General features: G+C 37.4%; 13 protein-coding genes and 1 pseudogene. 1 reads left to right on the top strand and 13 read right to left on the bottom strand.

Going from position 1 to position 16,918, the window contains the following annotated elements:
• Positions 1-234: 234 nt before the first annotated feature.
• The 8 genes from Xind_RS25115 to Xind_RS25080 all read right to left on the bottom strand — a co-directional run bounded on the left by Xind_RS25115 (position 235) and on the right by Xind_RS25080 (position 10,186).
• Positions 235-1,308, bottom strand: coding sequence for an IS110 family RNA-guided transposase (locus Xind_RS25115; RefSeq protein WP_187650055.1), 1,074 nt, complete (start codon positions 1,306-1,308; stop codon positions 235-237).
• A 568-nt stretch (positions 1,309-1,876) separates the two neighbouring features.
• A complete protein-coding gene (trmL, locus tag Xind_RS25110; RefSeq protein WP_187650007.1) occupies positions 1,877-2,380 on the bottom strand; it encodes a tRNA (uridine(34)/cytosine(34)/5-carboxymethylaminomethyluridine(34)-2'-O)-methyltransferase TrmL in 504 nt (167 codons plus the stop codon).
• Between the two features lie 109 nt (positions 2,381-2,489).
• A complete protein-coding gene (wbaP, locus tag Xind_RS25105) occupies positions 2,490-3,962 on the bottom strand; it encodes an undecaprenyl-phosphate galactose phosphotransferase WbaP (protein WP_081989057.1) in 1,473 nt (490 codons plus the stop codon).
• A 67-nt stretch (positions 3,963-4,029) separates the two neighbouring features.
• On the bottom strand, positions 4,030-5,463 hold the full coding sequence (locus Xind_RS25100) for a phosphomannomutase (RefSeq protein WP_187650006.1): 1,434 nt from the start codon (positions 5,461-5,463) through the stop codon (positions 4,030-4,032).
• Positions 5,456-6,892 (bottom strand): mannose-1-phosphate guanylyltransferase/mannose-6-phosphate isomerase, encoded by a 1,437-nt coding sequence (locus Xind_RS25095; RefSeq protein WP_187650005.1) that lies wholly within the window; start codon positions 6,890-6,892, stop codon positions 5,456-5,458. Before Xind_RS25095 ends, Xind_RS25100 begins: the two co-directional genes overlap by 8 nt.
• 16 nt (positions 6,893-6,908) lie before the next feature.
• Positions 6,909-8,075, bottom strand: a complete 1,167-nt coding sequence (locus Xind_RS25090; protein WP_187650004.1) for a glycosyltransferase family 4 protein — start codon at positions 8,073-8,075, stop codon at positions 6,909-6,911.
• Complete coding sequence (locus Xind_RS25085) at positions 8,059-9,069, bottom strand: glycosyltransferase family 4 protein (protein ID WP_187650003.1); 1,011 nt, start codon at positions 9,067-9,069, stop codon at positions 8,059-8,061. Before Xind_RS25085 ends, Xind_RS25090 begins: the two co-directional genes overlap by 17 nt.
• Before the next feature lie 79 nt (positions 9,070-9,148).
• Entirely contained in the window at positions 9,149-10,186 is a 1,038-nt protein-coding gene (locus Xind_RS25080) for an IS630 family transposase (protein ID WP_187650002.1), read from the bottom strand.
• A 102-nt stretch (positions 10,187-10,288) separates the two neighbouring features.
• On the opposite strand from Xind_RS25080, the gene Xind_RS25075 reads away from it, so the two are divergent.
• A protein-coding gene (locus tag Xind_RS25075) for an IS1 family transposase (protein ID WP_476756467.1) occupies positions 10,289-11,052 on the top strand; the annotation gives its coding sequence in 2 pieces (ribosomal slippage) (positions 10,289-10,532 and positions 10,532-11,052; 765 coding nt in all).
• Between the two features lie 194 nt (positions 11,053-11,246).
• On the opposite strand, the gene Xind_RS25070 is transcribed toward Xind_RS25075, so the two are convergent.
• The 5 genes and pseudogenes from Xind_RS25070 to Xind_RS25050 all read right to left on the bottom strand — a co-directional run bounded on the left by Xind_RS25070 (position 11,247) and on the right by Xind_RS25050 (position 16,916).
• Positions 11,247-12,476, bottom strand: coding sequence for an O-antigen ligase family protein (locus Xind_RS25070; RefSeq protein WP_187650001.1), 1,230 nt, complete (start codon positions 12,474-12,476; stop codon positions 11,247-11,249).
• Between the two features lie 525 nt (positions 12,477-13,001).
• Positions 13,002-13,271 (bottom strand): annotated as a pseudogene (locus tag Xind_RS25065) (DUF4277 domain-containing protein); the annotation flags it as partial.
• A 412-nt stretch (positions 13,272-13,683) separates the two neighbouring features.
• Positions 13,684-14,685: a glycosyltransferase family 2 protein gene (locus Xind_RS25060; RefSeq protein ID WP_187650000.1), complete on the bottom strand. Its 1,002-nt coding sequence runs from the start codon at positions 14,683-14,685 to the stop codon at positions 13,684-13,686.
• Positions 14,682-15,971 carry an MATE family efflux transporter gene (locus Xind_RS25055; protein ID WP_187649999.1) on the bottom strand — a complete coding sequence of 430 codons (1,290 nt, stop codon included), beginning with the start codon at positions 15,969-15,971 and terminating at the stop codon, positions 14,682-14,684. The genes Xind_RS25060 and Xind_RS25055 overlap by 4 nt, the downstream gene beginning before the upstream one ends.
• A 51-nt stretch (positions 15,972-16,022) precedes the next feature.
• A complete protein-coding gene (locus Xind_RS25050; RefSeq protein WP_187649998.1) occupies positions 16,023-16,916 on the bottom strand; it encodes an SDR family oxidoreductase in 894 nt (297 codons plus the stop codon).
• Between the last annotated feature and the right edge of the window lie 2 nt (positions 16,917-16,918).

Here is a 16,918-nt window from a genome sequence, read left to right as displayed (position 1 = left end):
GTCTTGGCATGATAGTTCTGGTTACGAGTTTTTTGGCGAAAATAAGGATACCAAATTATCATGCCATTCAAATCCCCTCGTTCAAACGTCAATACGCCCTAATACTACGGAAATAATTTATTTTTAATCAAAAGGTTACTCCAGAAATTTTCCCAGCGGCTCAGACTTTGTTTGATACCATAATGCCACAATAATTTACTAGTATAGTGACTACCTTGGATGCCCTTCTAAGTGTCAAGTCATTATTTGTATGCTATTGATCTGACGATTGCGGTTACGCAATAGCGTAAAGACCTCCCTTGATATATAGTGTTTTAAGCAACGTATTGCCTCAAGTTTTGAATGACCTTCCCCGATCCGCTTGGCAACATATTCCTGCGTTTTGGTATCTGTACGTAACCGACCAATCGCTATGATGTGAAGCGCACTGTGTGCTGCACGATCGCCACCACGATTGAGTCGGTGACGCTGATTTTTTCCTGAGGATACCGGTACCGGACTCACTCCGCATAACGCAGCAAAACCGGATTCTGAGTGTAGACGCTCTGGATTGTCTCCCGCCGTGATGAGCAGTTGGGAGGCACATTCATACCCCACTGCTTTGCATTTGAGCAGTTCCGGTGCAAGGTCATCAACGATAGCCGCTATCATGACGTCCAGCTCACCAATCTCATCCTGTAATTCCAGGTAGCGTCGGGCCAGTGATTTCAACGCAATACAGTAAGCCCCCTCAATATGACGATAGCGGGTCATATCCGGTTTTGATGCGGCCAGTGTGCGGATAAGCTGCATCCGGGTGAGTTTTCTGAGTTGATCCCGTAATTCTTCGGGGGCAGAGACGATTGTCATTTGGAGCATTTGTAGCGCTATGCGTCGTGCTGCCACGGCCGTTTTTCGGCATACCTTCAGGGTTCGAAGAGACTCAATCATGCCACTTCGTGTTTTAGGCGTGACTGTCCGGATGAGTGAAAATGCCGCATGAGCGGCACATTCAGCATCAATCGTATCGCTTTTTCCCCGTTTCCGGCGTTCCATTCTGTCGGGAGCTGTGACCTCCAGGACTTCAATCCCCGCAGCCTGGAGATATCGCAATAAACCCGCGCCGTAAGATCCTGTACATTCAATTCCCACCCTGATTAATGGCCCAAATGATTTCATCCAAGATAACATCTGGCGGTATCCTTGCCGGGTTGCTGGAAAAAATTCGTTCCCTACAACACAGTTATTGTGATCAACGACTGCCGCAACGTGTAGGTCTTTATGTGTATCAACCCCACCGATGACGCCTGCTGATAAGTTTTGCTGCATTTTAGCCATGGGATGAATTCTCAGTCAGAAGATACAAATAGTTTCCCCTGACAGATATCCCGGACAGGACAGTAAAGAGACAAGCCGTCAGGCCCTTCTTGAGTCACGCATATCAGCGAGGAGAAACCTCTCATGGAATTTTTCCTGTTACCGACAGATCCAGGGGAGGACACAAGAAGGTCGATCACTGTGTGGGTCAGGAAACAGAAAAAACGCCATACATCAGAAGAATAGATTGAAAAGCCTTCTATCTATAGAATCTGACAAGGGTATTCTTACTATCACTGTGAAACATCACACCTTGTGGCTTCTCTCTTGATTCAAAATCCATTTCTAATGCTTTCTTTGTTGACTCAGAGACTATTCAGTATCTTTTCTATGCAAAAGTAGGGCTAAGAATACCAAGTTGAAGAACTGAAGGCTGGTATTCAGATACCACTACATAAGTCTAATAGATCAAAACCGAAAAACGCCGTCAATCACATCAGCATAGGGAGTGTGAAGAACATGATAAATATCATACTATTTTAAAATCAGGAACGCGGTGCGGAATGACGGCTGCAATAGGTTAGTCTCGTAATAGCGCACCGGGATAACCGAGTTGCCGCCACGCTTCAAACACGACCACTGATACAGAATTAGAAAGATTCATGCTACGACTATCCGGTAGCATAGGAATTCTTATTTTCTGTTCAGGGGGCATGTTATCCAGCACATAAGATGGCAAGCCACGGGTTTCTGGGCCAAACATCAGATAATCCCCATCACGATAACTTACATTACTGTGCGCCGGAGTACCTTTTGTTGTTAGTGCAAATAGGCGTGCTCCAGAAGGGGATTGTGAATTGGTTGGACTAAGCCCTTCACTTTCCAAGAATGCATTGTAGTCGTGGTGTTGTTTGATATTGGCAAACTCATGGTAATCCAGCCCTGCACGACGCAGGCGTTTGTCATCCCATGTGAAACCCAATGGTTGGATGAGATGAAGCTGACAACCTGTATTGGCACACAGGCGGATAATATTACCCGTATTAGGCGGGATTTCTGGTTCGAATAGGACGATGTTTAGCATGTTTTAACGCCTTCATTACAATAATATTAACTGAATGAAGAGAGTTCATAAAAATTGGATTAGAAATATAAAAACTGTTTACAATCAGTAAAGTATTTTTATTCAAAGACTAATAAGCACCATCTCTTTTAAGTACTACATTAATTGTCTTAAATAAAATCGTAATATCATTCCAAAGCGCCCAGTTCTTTACATACCAGCTATCAAGATATACACGTGTTGCATAATCCACATCATTACGTCCACTTACTTGCCAGAGACCTGTCATTCCAGGTTTTGCCATGAGGTAATACGATTTGTCATCTCCATAACGTTCAAGTTCTTCTTGAACTATGGGTCTTGGACCAACAAGACTCATCTCTCCTTTAAACACATTTATCAACTGTGGAAGTTCATCAAGACTAGTTTTACGTAAAAAATGGCCGATAGGCGTGATTCTCGGATCATTTTTGAGTTTGAAATCTTTCTGCCATTCAGCTAAAGCATTCTGATCTGTTTTTAGTAAATTTTCCAAAACTTCCGCTGAGTTGCTAATCATAGAGCGAAATTTCAGACACTTGAATCGGTGTTCTCCTTGCCCTATGCGTTCATGCCCATAAAAAGGGGATGCTCCATCACGGGAAACTTTCCAACCGATGAAAAGAAACAGAGGAGAAAGAAGAATTAGTAAGAGAGAAGAAACGACAATATCAAATGTACGCTTAAGAATTATGGATGAACGCTTAGCTAGATTATTTTTAACTCTAAGCATTAAAAGTTCATGACTAAAGAAGTGGGACATATTTGTGCTATAGAGAGGAACACCACGTAATGTTGGGACTATCGATATATTTCGAACTCCATGAGCGGAGAGATAGCGCAACCATTCATCTTGCAATTCGTGTTGTTCATATTCAAGAGCGATAAAGATTTTATGCTGATGATATTTTTCCAGTAACTGCTCTGGAGTGATATGGAATAGAGGAAGTGTACTGACTGGACTGGTAGAACAATTATCGTTTGGAGCTACAAAACCAATGACTCCAAATCCAAGTAATTGTTCGCTGCATATAGCTAAGTAAGCGTCGCGAGCATTATTTCCGTTGCCAATGATGATAGTAGGCATACTCCAATATTTGAGTTTAATTAATAACTTCTTTGTCAGCCATCGAAATAATGGCAGGGTAAATATGGTAATCAGCCAAAACATTGCCCATTGATGGCGAGAGAAATTCCACTTAGAGATAGCAACTATTGCCAAATCAGCTATAGCTAGCCCGATTAGCATTAGGAGTGTTTCTTTCAGTTCATTCCAGAATGGCTTGCGGTAAGTGTAATGTCGTAAATGTCCCCAGGACCAAAAACATGTGACTAAGACAATGATCAGAAAACTCCAAGCTCTGGCTATATCTGATCCACTTTTGAAAACTAGAGAAAATGGAACATTTGTGCGAGTACTTTCAACCCACCATGAAAAAATAAAAGCGCCTGCCATAGCCAATAAATCGCTTGCCATCAGAGAGAAGCGATTAACAGATGCTGAATAGTTTCTATATTCAAGATGTTCTTCTTTTGAATGCTGGAACATTTCCGTTAATGCCATAATATTTACCTAAATTTAAAAGGGTGTTCGATAGAGCACTGAAGTGATTCCTCTACCGAAGTTGTTATTATTTTTGCGTCGCAAGTGTATATAAGCAAGTTTTAACAATTTCTTTTGCTTTGTTTATATCATCAGCCTCAACATAGCAACGTAGCTCAGGTGCATTACCGGATGGTCTCAGATGAACAATGGTGTTGTTACTAAGAGTCATCCTTAAACCATCAGTGAGATTAATATGAAGAATTTGATGGTTACCTAACCCTAATAAAGTCAATAGCTGTTTCGGATCCTTAATCCCCTTATTTAAAAGTTCCTTACTTAATATCGTTGGAAATTCTTTAAGTCTGTCAGAATGGGTATAACGTGAAGGTAGTGCATTTACTAGTGAAGAAATTCCTTTATCTTTACTTGAATTCAATACGATAAGTGCGGGTAAAAGCGCATCACGAGTGGGTAAAGCGGTCAATTTACTGCCTTCTACATCAATATCACTACCGAGTAAGAAGCCACCATTAGCCTCAAAACCAGCAATACGTTTAAATTGATGTGAAAGGGAGGCAAATTCGGCAATAACATAGGGGGAGCCGATTTTAGTTGAGACAACATCAATGAAGCGACCACAACTCTGTACTACGCTGTTGCAGCTCACAGGAACAGCCAGGGCTTCAATATCTAATGCATCAGCACATAGTAATCCAAGTATGTCACCCCTCAGCCATTCTCCGTGTTCATCTGCCAGTAGTGGGCGATCTCCATCACCGTCGGTAGAGAAGATAGCGTCCAGATCAAATTCTTCTGACCAGTTTTTAGCTTTGAGCCTATCTTCTTCTGTTACAGCTTCTGTATCAATAGGAACAAATTCATCGGTACGTTCAAGCGAAATAACTTCTGCTCCTAGTGATTTGAAGAGAGGAACATAAAGATCACGCCCAGCACTGGAGTGTTCATAAATACCTATACGTTTCCCTGTCAGCCGATTTGCGGAAAACAGAGAATGATAGCGATTTATATAGGCTTCTGCTGCATCTGGTAAGACGGACAGAGTTGTCATTTCAGTAAGTGGTTCAAAAATAACCTCGGCTGATAGGATAGCCATTTCATCGTCCTTAGAAATTTCTCCATCAGGCCGATAAAACTTGAGTCCATTACGGTCAAAAGGAATATGGCTACCAGTAACCATGATGCACGGCATTCCATCTTGCATTGCTTTATAGGCAAGTGCAGGTGTAGGGACCACACCATAATAAATGGGCTCAACGCCAGCTTGTCGGAGGGCAGTTGCACAAGCTACCGCTATGTCAGGACTGCTCGGACGATTATCGATCGCTAGTGCAATCTGAGAAGTTGCGTATCGCTTTTGCATTACGGATATAAAAGCATGAGTAAAAGCCGCACATGCATCTGGAATGAAATCAACAACCAGGCCACGGGCTCCGCTAGTACCAAACGCGATACCACTACCAGAAATAACTTCTCGACTATTTAGCTTCTTATTATTCATTTTCTTCTATTTCTACTCTGCCATAACGATCACTGAGACGAACGATATCATCTCCTCCAAGGTAAGCGCCCGATTGGATTTCTATTACTTCCAGCGGAACCTTACCAGGATTTTCCAGAGTATGTACAACCCCTACTGGTATATAGGTAGATTCATTCTCGGTAACCAAATAGGAGTTATTTCCTTGAGTCACCCGCGCTGTTCCTGCCACAACAATCCAATGTTCAGCACGGTGGTGATGCATTTGGGTAGATAAGCTTTCACCTGGCCTAACAGTAATTCGTTTAACTTGATAACGTTTCCCTTTATCTATGGAGTCGTATTTACCCCAAGGGCGATAAACCTCCCGATGCAAACGATGTTCGGAACGATCAGCTTTTTTCAGACTCTCAACAATCTTTTTAACATGTTGAACCTGAGTTTTATCTACAACCAGAATGGCATCTTTGGTCTGAACCACGACCAGATTTTTTACACCAACAAGACTGACAAGGCTGTTTTCAGAATAAACGTAATTATCGTTGCTATTGTGTTGTAGAACATCACCTTTAAATACATTGCCATCGTCGTCTTTTTCCGAGATATCCCACAAAGACGACCATGAACCGACATCAGACCAGCCAGCAGAAAGTGGAATAACTATTGCGTCATCAGTTTTTTCCATCACGGCATAGTCAACTGATTCGCTCGGACAGACAAGAAATGCTGATTTGTCTACCCGGACAAAGTCGAGATCGGGATTGATGGTTCCTACTGCGGTTACACAGGCTGAATAAATATCAGGGCGGAACGTTTTAAGTTCTTGAAGAAAGCGACTGGCGCGAAACAGAAACATGCCACTGTTCCAGTAATATTCACCACTTTGTAAATACTGTTCTGCGGTAATAGCATCTGGTTTTTCAACAAATTGAGCTACGGTAAAAGCGTCTTCTTGCTTAACTCCACGCTGAATATATCCATATCCAGTTTCTGCATGGGTAGGTACTATGCCGAAAGTGACCAATTTACCTGCGGTTGCATAGGGAATTGCTTGCTGTACTACCTTTGTAAAAGCTTCTTCATCCCGAATTATATGATCTGCTGCCAGAACTAATAACAGAGGATCTTCATCATTGTTCACGGTTTGAAGCGCTGTGAGTGCTGCCAAAGCAATTGCTGGAGCTGTATTACGTCCTGTTGGTTCAAGGATGATATTGTGGGCTAGTTTATCTAAATGTCTCAATTGTTCGGCGACCAGAAAACGATGATCTTCGTTACAAATGACTAAAGGGGATTCTGTCGATAGACACCTTAAGCGCTGCACAGTTGTTTGCAGCATGGTGAGCTCACCATCAAGTTTAAGAAATTGTTTTGGATATAACTCACGAGAAAGTGGCCATAACCGACTGCCGGAACCACCAGCCATGATGACGGGAACAACTGAATTCATAAAATATCTCAAGTAATTAATAATGAATTTGCTTTTTGGTTTGAAATTCTTGCCACTTATCTTCGACAAAGGAAGCAAATTCCTGAGCAAACCTTGCTTCTGAAAAACGTTCAGCATTTTTACGGCAGAATTGGGGATGGAACTGCTTAATATTACTTTCAAAGTGTTCTATTGTTGAGCAAAGTGATTCCACGTCCTGTTTTTCAAAAAATAACCCCGTTGGTTCTCGACTCCCTAATGGGCGAACTGTTTCGAGAGCGCCCCCTTTACCAAAAGCGATGATAGGGGTTCCACAAGCTTGTGCTTCAACAGGTGTGATCCCAAAGTCTTCTTCCGCAGCGAAGACAAATGCCTTGGCTCGTTGCATATGAGATTTAAGTTTTTCAAACGGCTGATAACCTAGTAAAGTAATATTGGAGTGTCCATCAGCTAATGTAGCAATCCGTTTATATTCACTGCCATCACCTATCACAATAAGCTTTTTATCCGGCATCTTGGCGAAGGCTTCAACGATCAGATCCATCTTCTTATAAGGCACCATGCGTGAAGCCGTGAAATAGAAATCTTCTTTTTGTTCAACACAGGGGAAATTTTCTACAGCAACAGGTGGATAGATAACAGTTGCATCACGACCATAAACTTTTTTGATTCTTCTAGCGATAAAATGAGAATTCGCAACAAAATGGTCAACACCATTGGCTGTACGATAATCCCACAGCCGTAATTTATGTAACAGCCATTTAGTCATCCATCCCTTGAGTCCTTTATTGAGACCTGACTCTCTTAAATATTGGTGTTGTAGATCCCAAGCATAACGCATTGGGGAGTGGACATAGCTAATATGTAGTTGATCAGGGCCTGTTAATACTCCTTTAGCAACTGCATGGGAGCTTGAAATCACTATATCGTCATGAGAAACATCAAGTTGTTCGATTGCCAAGGGCATTAGTGGTAAATATTTCTGATAATGCTTCTTTGCGCCTGGGAGTTTTTGAATAAAAGTAGTTGTTGGGTGAATATTATTAAAATGACCACGTTGAGAATCAGTTAAAAAGTCAACAACAGAATACATATTAGCAGTAGGATATAAGTTTAATATGGCTGAAGATACCTGCTCAGAGCCTGCATAACTTTGTAGCCATTCATGAACCAAGGCTATTTTTTTTTCATTTAACTTGTTCATTAGCTACTTGCTCCAAAACTTGTTGAACCCGTTCCGCAACTTTATCCCATGTAAACATCTTTGCCCTAGATAGACCTCGTTCAATCAATATACTTCTTAAATCCTTATCTGTGACTAACTGATTAATTCCATCAGCCATATCATCAAGTGAGTAGGGATCAACCAACAATGCAGCATCACCAGCAACTTCAGGTAAAGAGGTAACATTTGAGGTTAATACTGGTGTTCCACATGCCATTGCTTCTAGGATTGGAAGGCCAAATCCTTCATAAAGGGAAGGAAATAAGAGTCCTAATGCCCCTCGATAAAAGGAAGGTAGATCTTTATCATCGACAAAACCGTGGAAAACGATTCTTTCTGATAGATTGAATTCATAAATCAAACTTATTAATTCGTTAGTGGGATTACCTGTAAATAATAATTTGATTTCTGGATTAATATTACTTTTGGAGAAGGACTTAATAAGTGCTGATTCGTTTTTATGAAGTTTTCTGTTGCTGACACATAGCAGGTAGGGACCCCCTAGGTTAAATGGTTCTACTTCTATATTAAAAGATTTATCAACACCATTTCCGACGTTAATAACTTTATTTTCTGGTACACCGCTCCATTCTATGATTCTCTTTTTAGAATACTCTGATACTGTTAGTATCTTATTGCTATTAAAACATCCTCTTTTAATTATTAGATTATAAAATGCCTTTTTTAAAAAACTGCTATTTTCTTCACGATCCAAATGATTCAGATCATGGATAGTAAAAACAAAATTACATTTTGAGAATAACGGGGGAATATATCCTGGGCAAAAGGCGATATCATTTTTAGAAAACCCCATAAACTTAATAGATAGTAGCAGAGATGAGAGAGGGCTTGAAGGTTTACATTTGATACTATAAATTCCATCCCATTTTTTTATTTTATATATTTCTTCTGAAAATCGACCTATTCCCCCCATTGTGAGCCATGATTGGTCGAAAAATATTTTTTTATGCATTAGGTGTTACCATCACATGTGAATATTTATTCTTCATTTTTAATGAGGAATCTGATAGGGAAAGAGCTACTATACGCAATTAACTTGAAGATGCGGGTTTTAAAATCTGGAAGTTATCAGTCAACCGAGTGGTGAGTTCTTTCGCTTTTTCTGGCAATGTGACATGAAAAAAGTGACGCAGCGTTTCACGGAATGTTTTGGTATCCGGGAAATAGACATTGTTTCGTACCTGCTCATTCACATACTTCCATAATCGCTCAATCGGGTTGAGGTTAGGGCTGTAAGGCGGCAAGTAGTGCAACTCAATATTCAAAACCTCAGCAAAAAATTGAACGACTTCGGAACGGTGATAACCCGCACCAGCCAGAATAATGTGGATTTTTTGCGAAAGTGGGTAGGTTTCCCGGATTGAGCCGAAAAAAAGGACGACATTTTTCGCGTTAATCGTCGGATATTCACGAACAATAGTCTCTTCAATCCGTTGTAAATTAAGGGCACCCATGATGTTGAGTCGAATACGACTGCCCGTGGTTTTAACCACTTTGACGTGCTTCCGCCCGCTCTTCATCCAGCCATCACTTAATTTTGTGGACTGGGTCGGGTGAACCGCATCAATAAACAAAATAGGCGCATTCTGGCCACATTCTTCTTTCAGCGCGTTGTAGGTCTCAATAAACTGTTGCTGTTTATCCGCCTCAAATTTGTGCGGAGCACCCATTGGCTTCTTGTCGCTGATACCCTGACGGTGAAGCCATTTCGTCATTCCTGCGACAGTGAAAGTCACCTGCCATCGTACCCGAATATAGGCCACAATTTGTGCGGTAGTGTGCATCAAATTTGCCATCAGATACGCAACTAATTCTGTCGTTTGTTCGGCAGACAAACGGCTTTCAGAGCCCCCATTTTCAGGGGCGAGTTTTTCCTCAGAGAAGTAATCTTTCAGATGGCGACTCACCGTACTTTCATGGATCCGCAAAGCCTGAGCAATCAGCTGGGCCGTCCAGCCTTCTGAGGCCAAAAGCACGGCCTTGATGCGGTCACGTACTCGTCCATCGCGAGTCGTATCATGCATCAATTTGAGGGCTTCTTTTTGGGCATCTGTCAGATTAATTTTCATGGGCGCGATCCTGCTCTGATATGAATGAAAAATCAAGTATCTTCGGTCGTGGCTCTAAAGCGTGAATTTGATATTCTTGTGTTTTTTTAGTGGAACCCACATGTGACTGTCAAGATAGAAGTTGTTTGCCGATATTGCGGTCAAACCGAACCTGTACGTAAACACGGGACAGGTAAAGCAGGCTTCCCGCGCTATTATTGCAAGGATTGCCGGAAAACCTTTCAACTTAACTATCGTTACAATGGCCATAAACCTGACATGAAAGAGAAAATTGTTGATATGGCAATGAATGGCTCTGGTGTGAGAGACACTGGCCGCGTTTTAGGTGTCGGTATCAATACGGTAATACGCACTTTAAAAAACTCTCGCCAAAACAAGTAACAACGAGACAGGCCGTTTACGAAGATGTGACTCTCATCTGTGAATTAGATGAACAATGGTCTTTTGTGGGCAACAAAAAACAACGCCATTGGCTTTGGTATGCGTTTGATACAAAAAGAAAACAGGTCATAGCCCATGTATTCGGTCCGCGAACCGATGCAACCTGCCGCAAATTGCTCGACTTACTGACCCCTTTTAGCATTCGTTTCATCACGACGGATGACTGGGGGAGTTACACCCGAGAAATTGAGTCTGAAAAGCATTTAGTGGGAAAAATTTTTACTCAACGCATTGAGCGGCATAATCTCAATCTGCGTATTCATATCAAACGATTGGCAAGAAAAACAATTTGTTATTCACGTTCGATAGAAGTCCACGAAAAGCTGATTGGTGCATATATTGAAAAAACATCATTACAACGCTTTGGAGTCATGACCGTATCTTCAATGACGGCGGGTATACAATCCAAAAATATGGCTTCGTGATACATTATTCAAAATTCAGTATGAAAATTATTGCAAGTAACAAATATATAGTTTTAGTATTGTGAGTCTTAAGAGAACAACTAAATACACAATTGTCATCAGTTAAATAATTTATAGTGGGAAAATAATTTGTGTTTAAATACACTCACTCGCGGGAGTAGTTATCAGTGCTATCGATGTTTTAATATAATTATTTATTGTTTTATCAGTGATGGATTTTTATTTACATTATCTTTATATTTTATTGTCATGTAAAACCCGAGATAAACCCAAGGATAAAACATATATAATTGAGCACCTAAAATGAATGGAATAAAAAATAAAGCAATAAATATAACACCAATAATATCAAATCTAAACAGCCTAGCTATTATGAAGATAAATCCTAAAAAACCAAAAATTCCATTTTCTATCAGAAGAGTTAACATCCCTCCCAAACCTGTCAAATCCCATCCTTCAACTTCTGGAAATTCACTGCGATATTTTGCGTCATTTCTTACTAACGAATAAGCTCCTAAGCCAACTCCTATTATTGGATTATCCGCAAAAATCTTAGGTCCTATATATGATGCAGCTATTCTTCCCATGACAAAACTATTGTCATCATGTCTTTCTTTTAATATTTCTCTATAATTATTTATGTCTGCTATATAATTGTAAGCTACTTTATAAATTGTATATGATGATACTAACAAGCTAAATACTATAAAAAAAGAAAATTTTATAAAGTTTCTTGGTATTAAAAAGCTTCTAAGAATTTTGTTTTTCATCATGAAATAAACAGTTAAGAAAACTGAAAGAGATACTATTCCAGATTTTGATTGTGCTAATCCCATAATTAATGAGAATGTTAGTATATATATAATCCTCCTGTTTCCAATCAGCTCTAAAAAAAACAATGTACTTATGAAAAGACCATAAGGACCACCTTCTACATAAAAGCCCTTCAGTCTATGCATTGTCCCATAACTAACAAAGTCAGTACCTATGGCTATGTCAACACAAAAGATAATAAGTATTAATAATGATAAGTAAAAGTTATAACTGATGAATTTTGATATAAGTGAGCGTCCACTTTCCTTTTTATTCGTAACTAAATTCATTATTACTATTGCACTTGAAATGCAAAGCATTATTTCTATAAATCTAGCTAATGATATAATATACTTTGATTTTAATCCGCTATAATTTGAATATGCAGATGTTGGATAAAATGCAGCAATAAAAGAAAGGGATAATAGGAAAGTAAAAAATACTATCAGTGGAATGAACTCCTTATGGGATTTACGTATTATCAATGGAAAAATAAATAAAATGAGTAACTCCCATAATTTCAAAACCCCAATAGTAACATCTGTAAATTGACTTCCAATTGCATAAATAAAAATTACAAATGATGAGTATTTAATAGAGAGTACACTCATTTCAGATAATCCTGTAAATTTATTAGGTAGCTGTTCACTAGCACCCTTTTGATAAACTATATTTTTACTATTAACCAAGTAGGGAAATATATCGACTAAGCTGCATATTTGATAAGCATCGAGTTGAAATAACTGATGACTCGTTCTGGTCGGTGTTGTAACTTTCACATACAAGAACGTATCCGTTTTTTCGTTTTTTTATATTCAGCATTGCTGAGCTTCTGCGTATCATTCCTTTTACATCTCAGTTCTGGTATTCAATTGAGGATTATCTTTTTAAATGAGCACGATTATCTGAAATTACATCTGATTGCTTATATTCATTTAGCATGAATCTTTGTTGGTGTATTGAGCTTAAAAAAGCAAAATATTTACACAAAGAAACATATTTATTAGGACCAAGCAGTCGTTGTATAATCCTCATTAGGAAATTTATTTTTCTTGCTTTCTTAGATTCGCATAATAATTTCCCCAATATGTCCAGAAGTTCATGGTGGTACGATTGCATCCCTGTGACCATCCTATGTTATTGAAATTCAAAAATACTATGCCTGGACCAATTAAACGGCCAAGTGGTTTATGCTTGAAAAAGCCGGAAAACATGTGGAGCGTTCGGCTGTGAAAACCTAACCCGTTGAGGAGCCTTGCCAGAAAAACATCACCATGGGAGACGGCATGGCCAGAATATTTGGGTATCATGGCATCAATCATACGGGGTAAACCGATTTCATGGCAAAAAGCCGCAATAAGACTAAGGTGATCAAGGCGTTTGATGACGGGCTCAGGCATAGACATGTTTATTTTCCGGTAAATAAAAATAATAGATCAAAACTTGAGATCACTGTCAATCTCATCAATAGAACAAGTGTTAAAAAAAGATGAAGATCACACTCTTTTTAAATTAGAAATTGGGTGCGGAATGAGGGTTATATTATTGCATTGATATTAAATGCATTTTATTTTTCTGTGTGTAATTTAAATACATGTATAAAGACACCATATTAATATCTATAAGGCTCCATTGTCTGAAGTATATTTTCTTTTCTAAAGAGAAAGGCAGTGTTTTCAAATGATAGAATAATAAAATAAGAGAAAAAATAGCCTCATAATATTTTACGTTATTATTCCCGACGCTATGTCAATACTAATAAAAAATTATTTTGTCTATTAGCTAAATTATTTTAATAAACGGGAATCACTATAATATTTATAATTTAATCTTTCGTATAAAGGACTTGAGTTTGCCAGAATTTTTTAAATATCTAGCAAGCCCTCCCCAAAGAAATATAAATTCTGTCAAAAATTTACTATATCCCATTTCTTCATAATAATATAATAAATGTCGTTTATCTTCTTGATTACCATAACAAGCCATTGCTAATGATGTATATAACCAAGGTCTTTCTCTTAGTAATACACCATGCAACGCTTGAGTTATCGAGCAGGATTCTGTATAAAGATCATTAGATAATTTCAAATAACCTATAAAATCTATTTTAATTCTTTTTGCCATACCTGAACTTACAAAAAAATCATTATCACCTCTGCACAAAACTAGGGGAGAAGATATATATTTTAATATAGTTCCTTTATGATTAAGAATTCTAAGAAGAATATAAACATGTGAATATGCTGTACCTACATAGCTTTCGTCGAATTTAATTGCATTCCATCTGTTTCTCTTCACTATAATAGAGCTCAAATAGCTAAAAACTCCACCAATAGATTGGCAATGGTTAAAATAATTTACTAATTCATCATCTCCATTAATCACAAATGTAGAGGTATCACATAACAACCACTTTCGATGAGGATTTCTAACAACTTTCATAGAAATATCCATCTCTTTCCGATCGCAAAGGTAAATGTCATATCCTTTTGAAAGCAATACTTGTATCGAGGAAAGCGCCTCATTCGCAAGAATATCATCACTTCCGAATATCCAGCAATAATCGCCAGTTCCCATATTTACAGCTGAAAGAAAGTTTCTATCTGGTCCAATATTTTCATGGTGACGGTGATAATGTATTGGTATATTAAATTTTTTTCGCCAATTCGTAATCATCTTATCGGTCCCATCAGTAGATGCATTATCTGAGATGCATATCTCTATGTCTAAAGAATGATTTAATTGATTTGCTATACTTTCTATCAATGGCTCTAAATATTCCGCTCTGTTATAAGTCGGAATGCAGAATGATACTTTCATGCGTTTTTTACCTGTTTTATTTTATTTTTGTAAGCTAAAGGAAGTCCCCAAAAGACAGTAAGCAGAAACGAAAAAATTAATCCTAGTAAGATTCCATTTATACCTAAATTTTTGGATAAATACCATTGAGATAATATGCTAATTCCGGCTTGAAATGGAACAAAAAACCATAATATTTTAAGATGATTCATGCTTTGAAGGAGCATTGCGTAGGTATCAGTCCATACTCTAATACAAAAATATATTGCTAGTAATATTAATACTTCGAAGCTTAGAGCATAATTAATTTCTTTTGCTATAAGGTTGAATATTTTGGCTTTGAATAAATAAATAAACGTTGTGCTTAAGCATATAAATATAATACCGAAAACAATATTTATAATTATTATTTTATTTAGTCGTTTCCATTCGCATTTTACTCTTAGTTCAGCACATACTGGCCATAATGCCTGTAACACAGCACTATAAATAAAAAAAACAAGAGAAAATATTTTCATCATTATCGTATATTTGACAATGTCAGATGGACTTAATCTCTGTGATATGACAATATAGTCTACTTGTAATACTAGCATTGATAAAAATGCAAAAAAAAGAAACCCAATGGATCTCTTAGTAATTATAACGTAATATTTTACGTCAACTTTAACATGAGATATTTTAGCATATCTATATATAAGATAACACAGGGAGATAGCTCCTACGGGAGCATAAAGAGCCATTAAAGCTCCACTAACATTTGTATATATACCATATTTTAGGATAAATACGACACTTAATAGTCCTAGAATATATGAAATTGCATTATATATATTTGCTTTCCATCCTAAGAATTCAGAAAATAATATTTTGTAAGAAACAGTTCCTATACCAATTATACTAAATATTACACTTGCTATAAAAAAAGAATTTCTATTTTCATGATCTATTATAGTACCAAATGAAGATAAATAAAGTGAAGACAGAAAATCTGATGAGATATAAAAAAATAGTATAAAAAATATTAGAGATAAGACAACAAGTTGTATTGATGCTTTAATGAGTCCATCATAGCTCTCTTTATTTACCCTTGATTCTGATATATAATTCTGGAGGCTATTTCCAACGCCAAGATCAACAAGAGTACACCATGCTAATAGTCCAGTAAGTAGACTAAATACAGCATATTTATCTTCACCTAATAAGGGTATCAAATAAGAAATGCTAATGATTTGAACGCCGGCGATAATTATTTTAGAAAGCCATGAGGAGCTTGCTACAATAAGATGGTTTGGTATTTTTAGCAATTTTAAAGCCTGTTTAATTTAGAATAATATTTTTCTGTTAATAACTAATAGTCATACTATGCCAACCATAGCCTTTATGCCTTTTTTATAATCAAACTTAGGATGCCAACCTAATGCAGATAATGAAGAGATATCTGCAAATGAATCCATTATTTCATTATCACGATGAGGTAATACACCATATTTTATTTGAGTATTAGTATAAGGAAAACACTCTTTCATACATTCTATGAAATCTTTCATAAAAACAGAGTATCCTAATCCTACTTGATATTCAGAGTATATAGGCAAACATTTTGATTCTAATATTGTGATAAAAGCATCAACAACATCGGATACATAAATAAAATCTCGCCGTTGCATTCCATCAGTGCATTTTATTTCTTTATGATTTTTCTTAAAGGCATCTAAAATAAATGGAATAAATTTTCCTTGACTATCTCCAGGGCCATAAATATGTTCTAGCCTCATATTAATAAATGAAAATCCATATTTATTAGATAATAATTTACCCCATTCATTTAAATGTTGTTTGGTTATTATATAAGGACGCATATATTGATAATTAAAATGCGGCTTTGAAAAATAGCTATCAGTATTAATGAATAAAGGTATGTTATTTTTAATTATAACTTCAAGTAATTGAAGAGGTTTTATTACATTTCCATTCTCAATTTCAATAAAATTATCTAGCTCACGCCCATATACAGTTGCTAAATGGATTACAGCCAAAAAGTCGGAATTTTTTTTGTGGTATTTAATAACATCCTCAATTTCTTGCCATTCACACCAAATTAGTTGTGAGCTTCTGCATAATGGTTTGTTAATTTTAGAACGAGTAATTGCAATGACAGAAATATTTTGATTTAATAAAGAGTTAATTAAATGAGAGCCTATAAATCCACTACCTCCACTTAATATAACTGTTTTTGATTTTTCTACCATTG

Source organism: Xenorhabdus indica (genome assembly GCF_014467235.1).
In the GTDB taxonomy this organism is placed as follows: domain Bacteria; phylum Pseudomonadota; class Gammaproteobacteria; order Enterobacterales; family Enterobacteriaceae; genus Xenorhabdus; species Xenorhabdus indica.
Note: the sequence above shows the minus strand (reverse complement) of the source record. Positions and strands in the feature narration are given on the sequence as shown.

Bases quoted from the DNA above. Each gene is read 5' to 3' on its own strand.
- Xind_RS25095 (WP_187650005.1), bottom strand. From the start codon at position 6,892: ATGAATTCAGTTGTTCCCGTCATCATGGCTGGTGGTTCCGGCAGTCGG.
- wbaP (WP_081989057.1), bottom strand. From the start codon at position 3,962: ATGGCATTAACGGAAATGTTCCAGCATTCAAAAGAAGAACATCTTGAA.
- Xind_RS25070 (WP_187650001.1), bottom strand. From the start codon at position 12,476: ATGAGTGTACTCTCTATTAAATACTCATCATTTGTAATTTTTATTTAT.
- Xind_RS25080 (WP_187650002.1), bottom strand. From the start codon at position 10,186: ATGAAAATTAATCTGACAGATGCCCAAAAAGAAGCCCTCAAATTGATG.
- Xind_RS25090 (WP_187650004.1), bottom strand. From the start codon at position 8,075: ATGAACAAGTTAAATGAAAAAAAAATAGCCTTGGTTCATGAATGGCTA.
- Xind_RS25115 (WP_187650055.1), bottom strand. From the start codon at position 1,308: ATGCAGCAAAACTTATCAGCAGGCGTCATCGGTGGGGTTGATACACAT.
- Xind_RS25060 (WP_187650000.1), bottom strand. From the start codon at position 14,685: ATGAAAGTATCATTCTGCATTCCGACTTATAACAGAGCGGAATATTTA.
- trmL (WP_187650007.1), bottom strand. From the start codon at position 2,380: ATGCTAAACATCGTCCTATTCGAACCAGAAATCCCGCCTAATACGGGT.
- Xind_RS25100 (WP_187650006.1), bottom strand. From the start codon at position 5,463: ATGAATAATAAGAAGCTAAATAGTCGAGAAGTTATTTCTGGTAGTGGT.
- Xind_RS25085 (WP_187650003.1), bottom strand. From the start codon at position 9,069: ATGCATAAAAAAATATTTTTCGACCAATCATGGCTCACAATGGGGGGA.
- Xind_RS25050 (WP_187649998.1), bottom strand. From the start codon at position 16,916: ATGGTAGAAAAATCAAAAACAGTTATATTAAGTGGAGGTAGTGGATTT.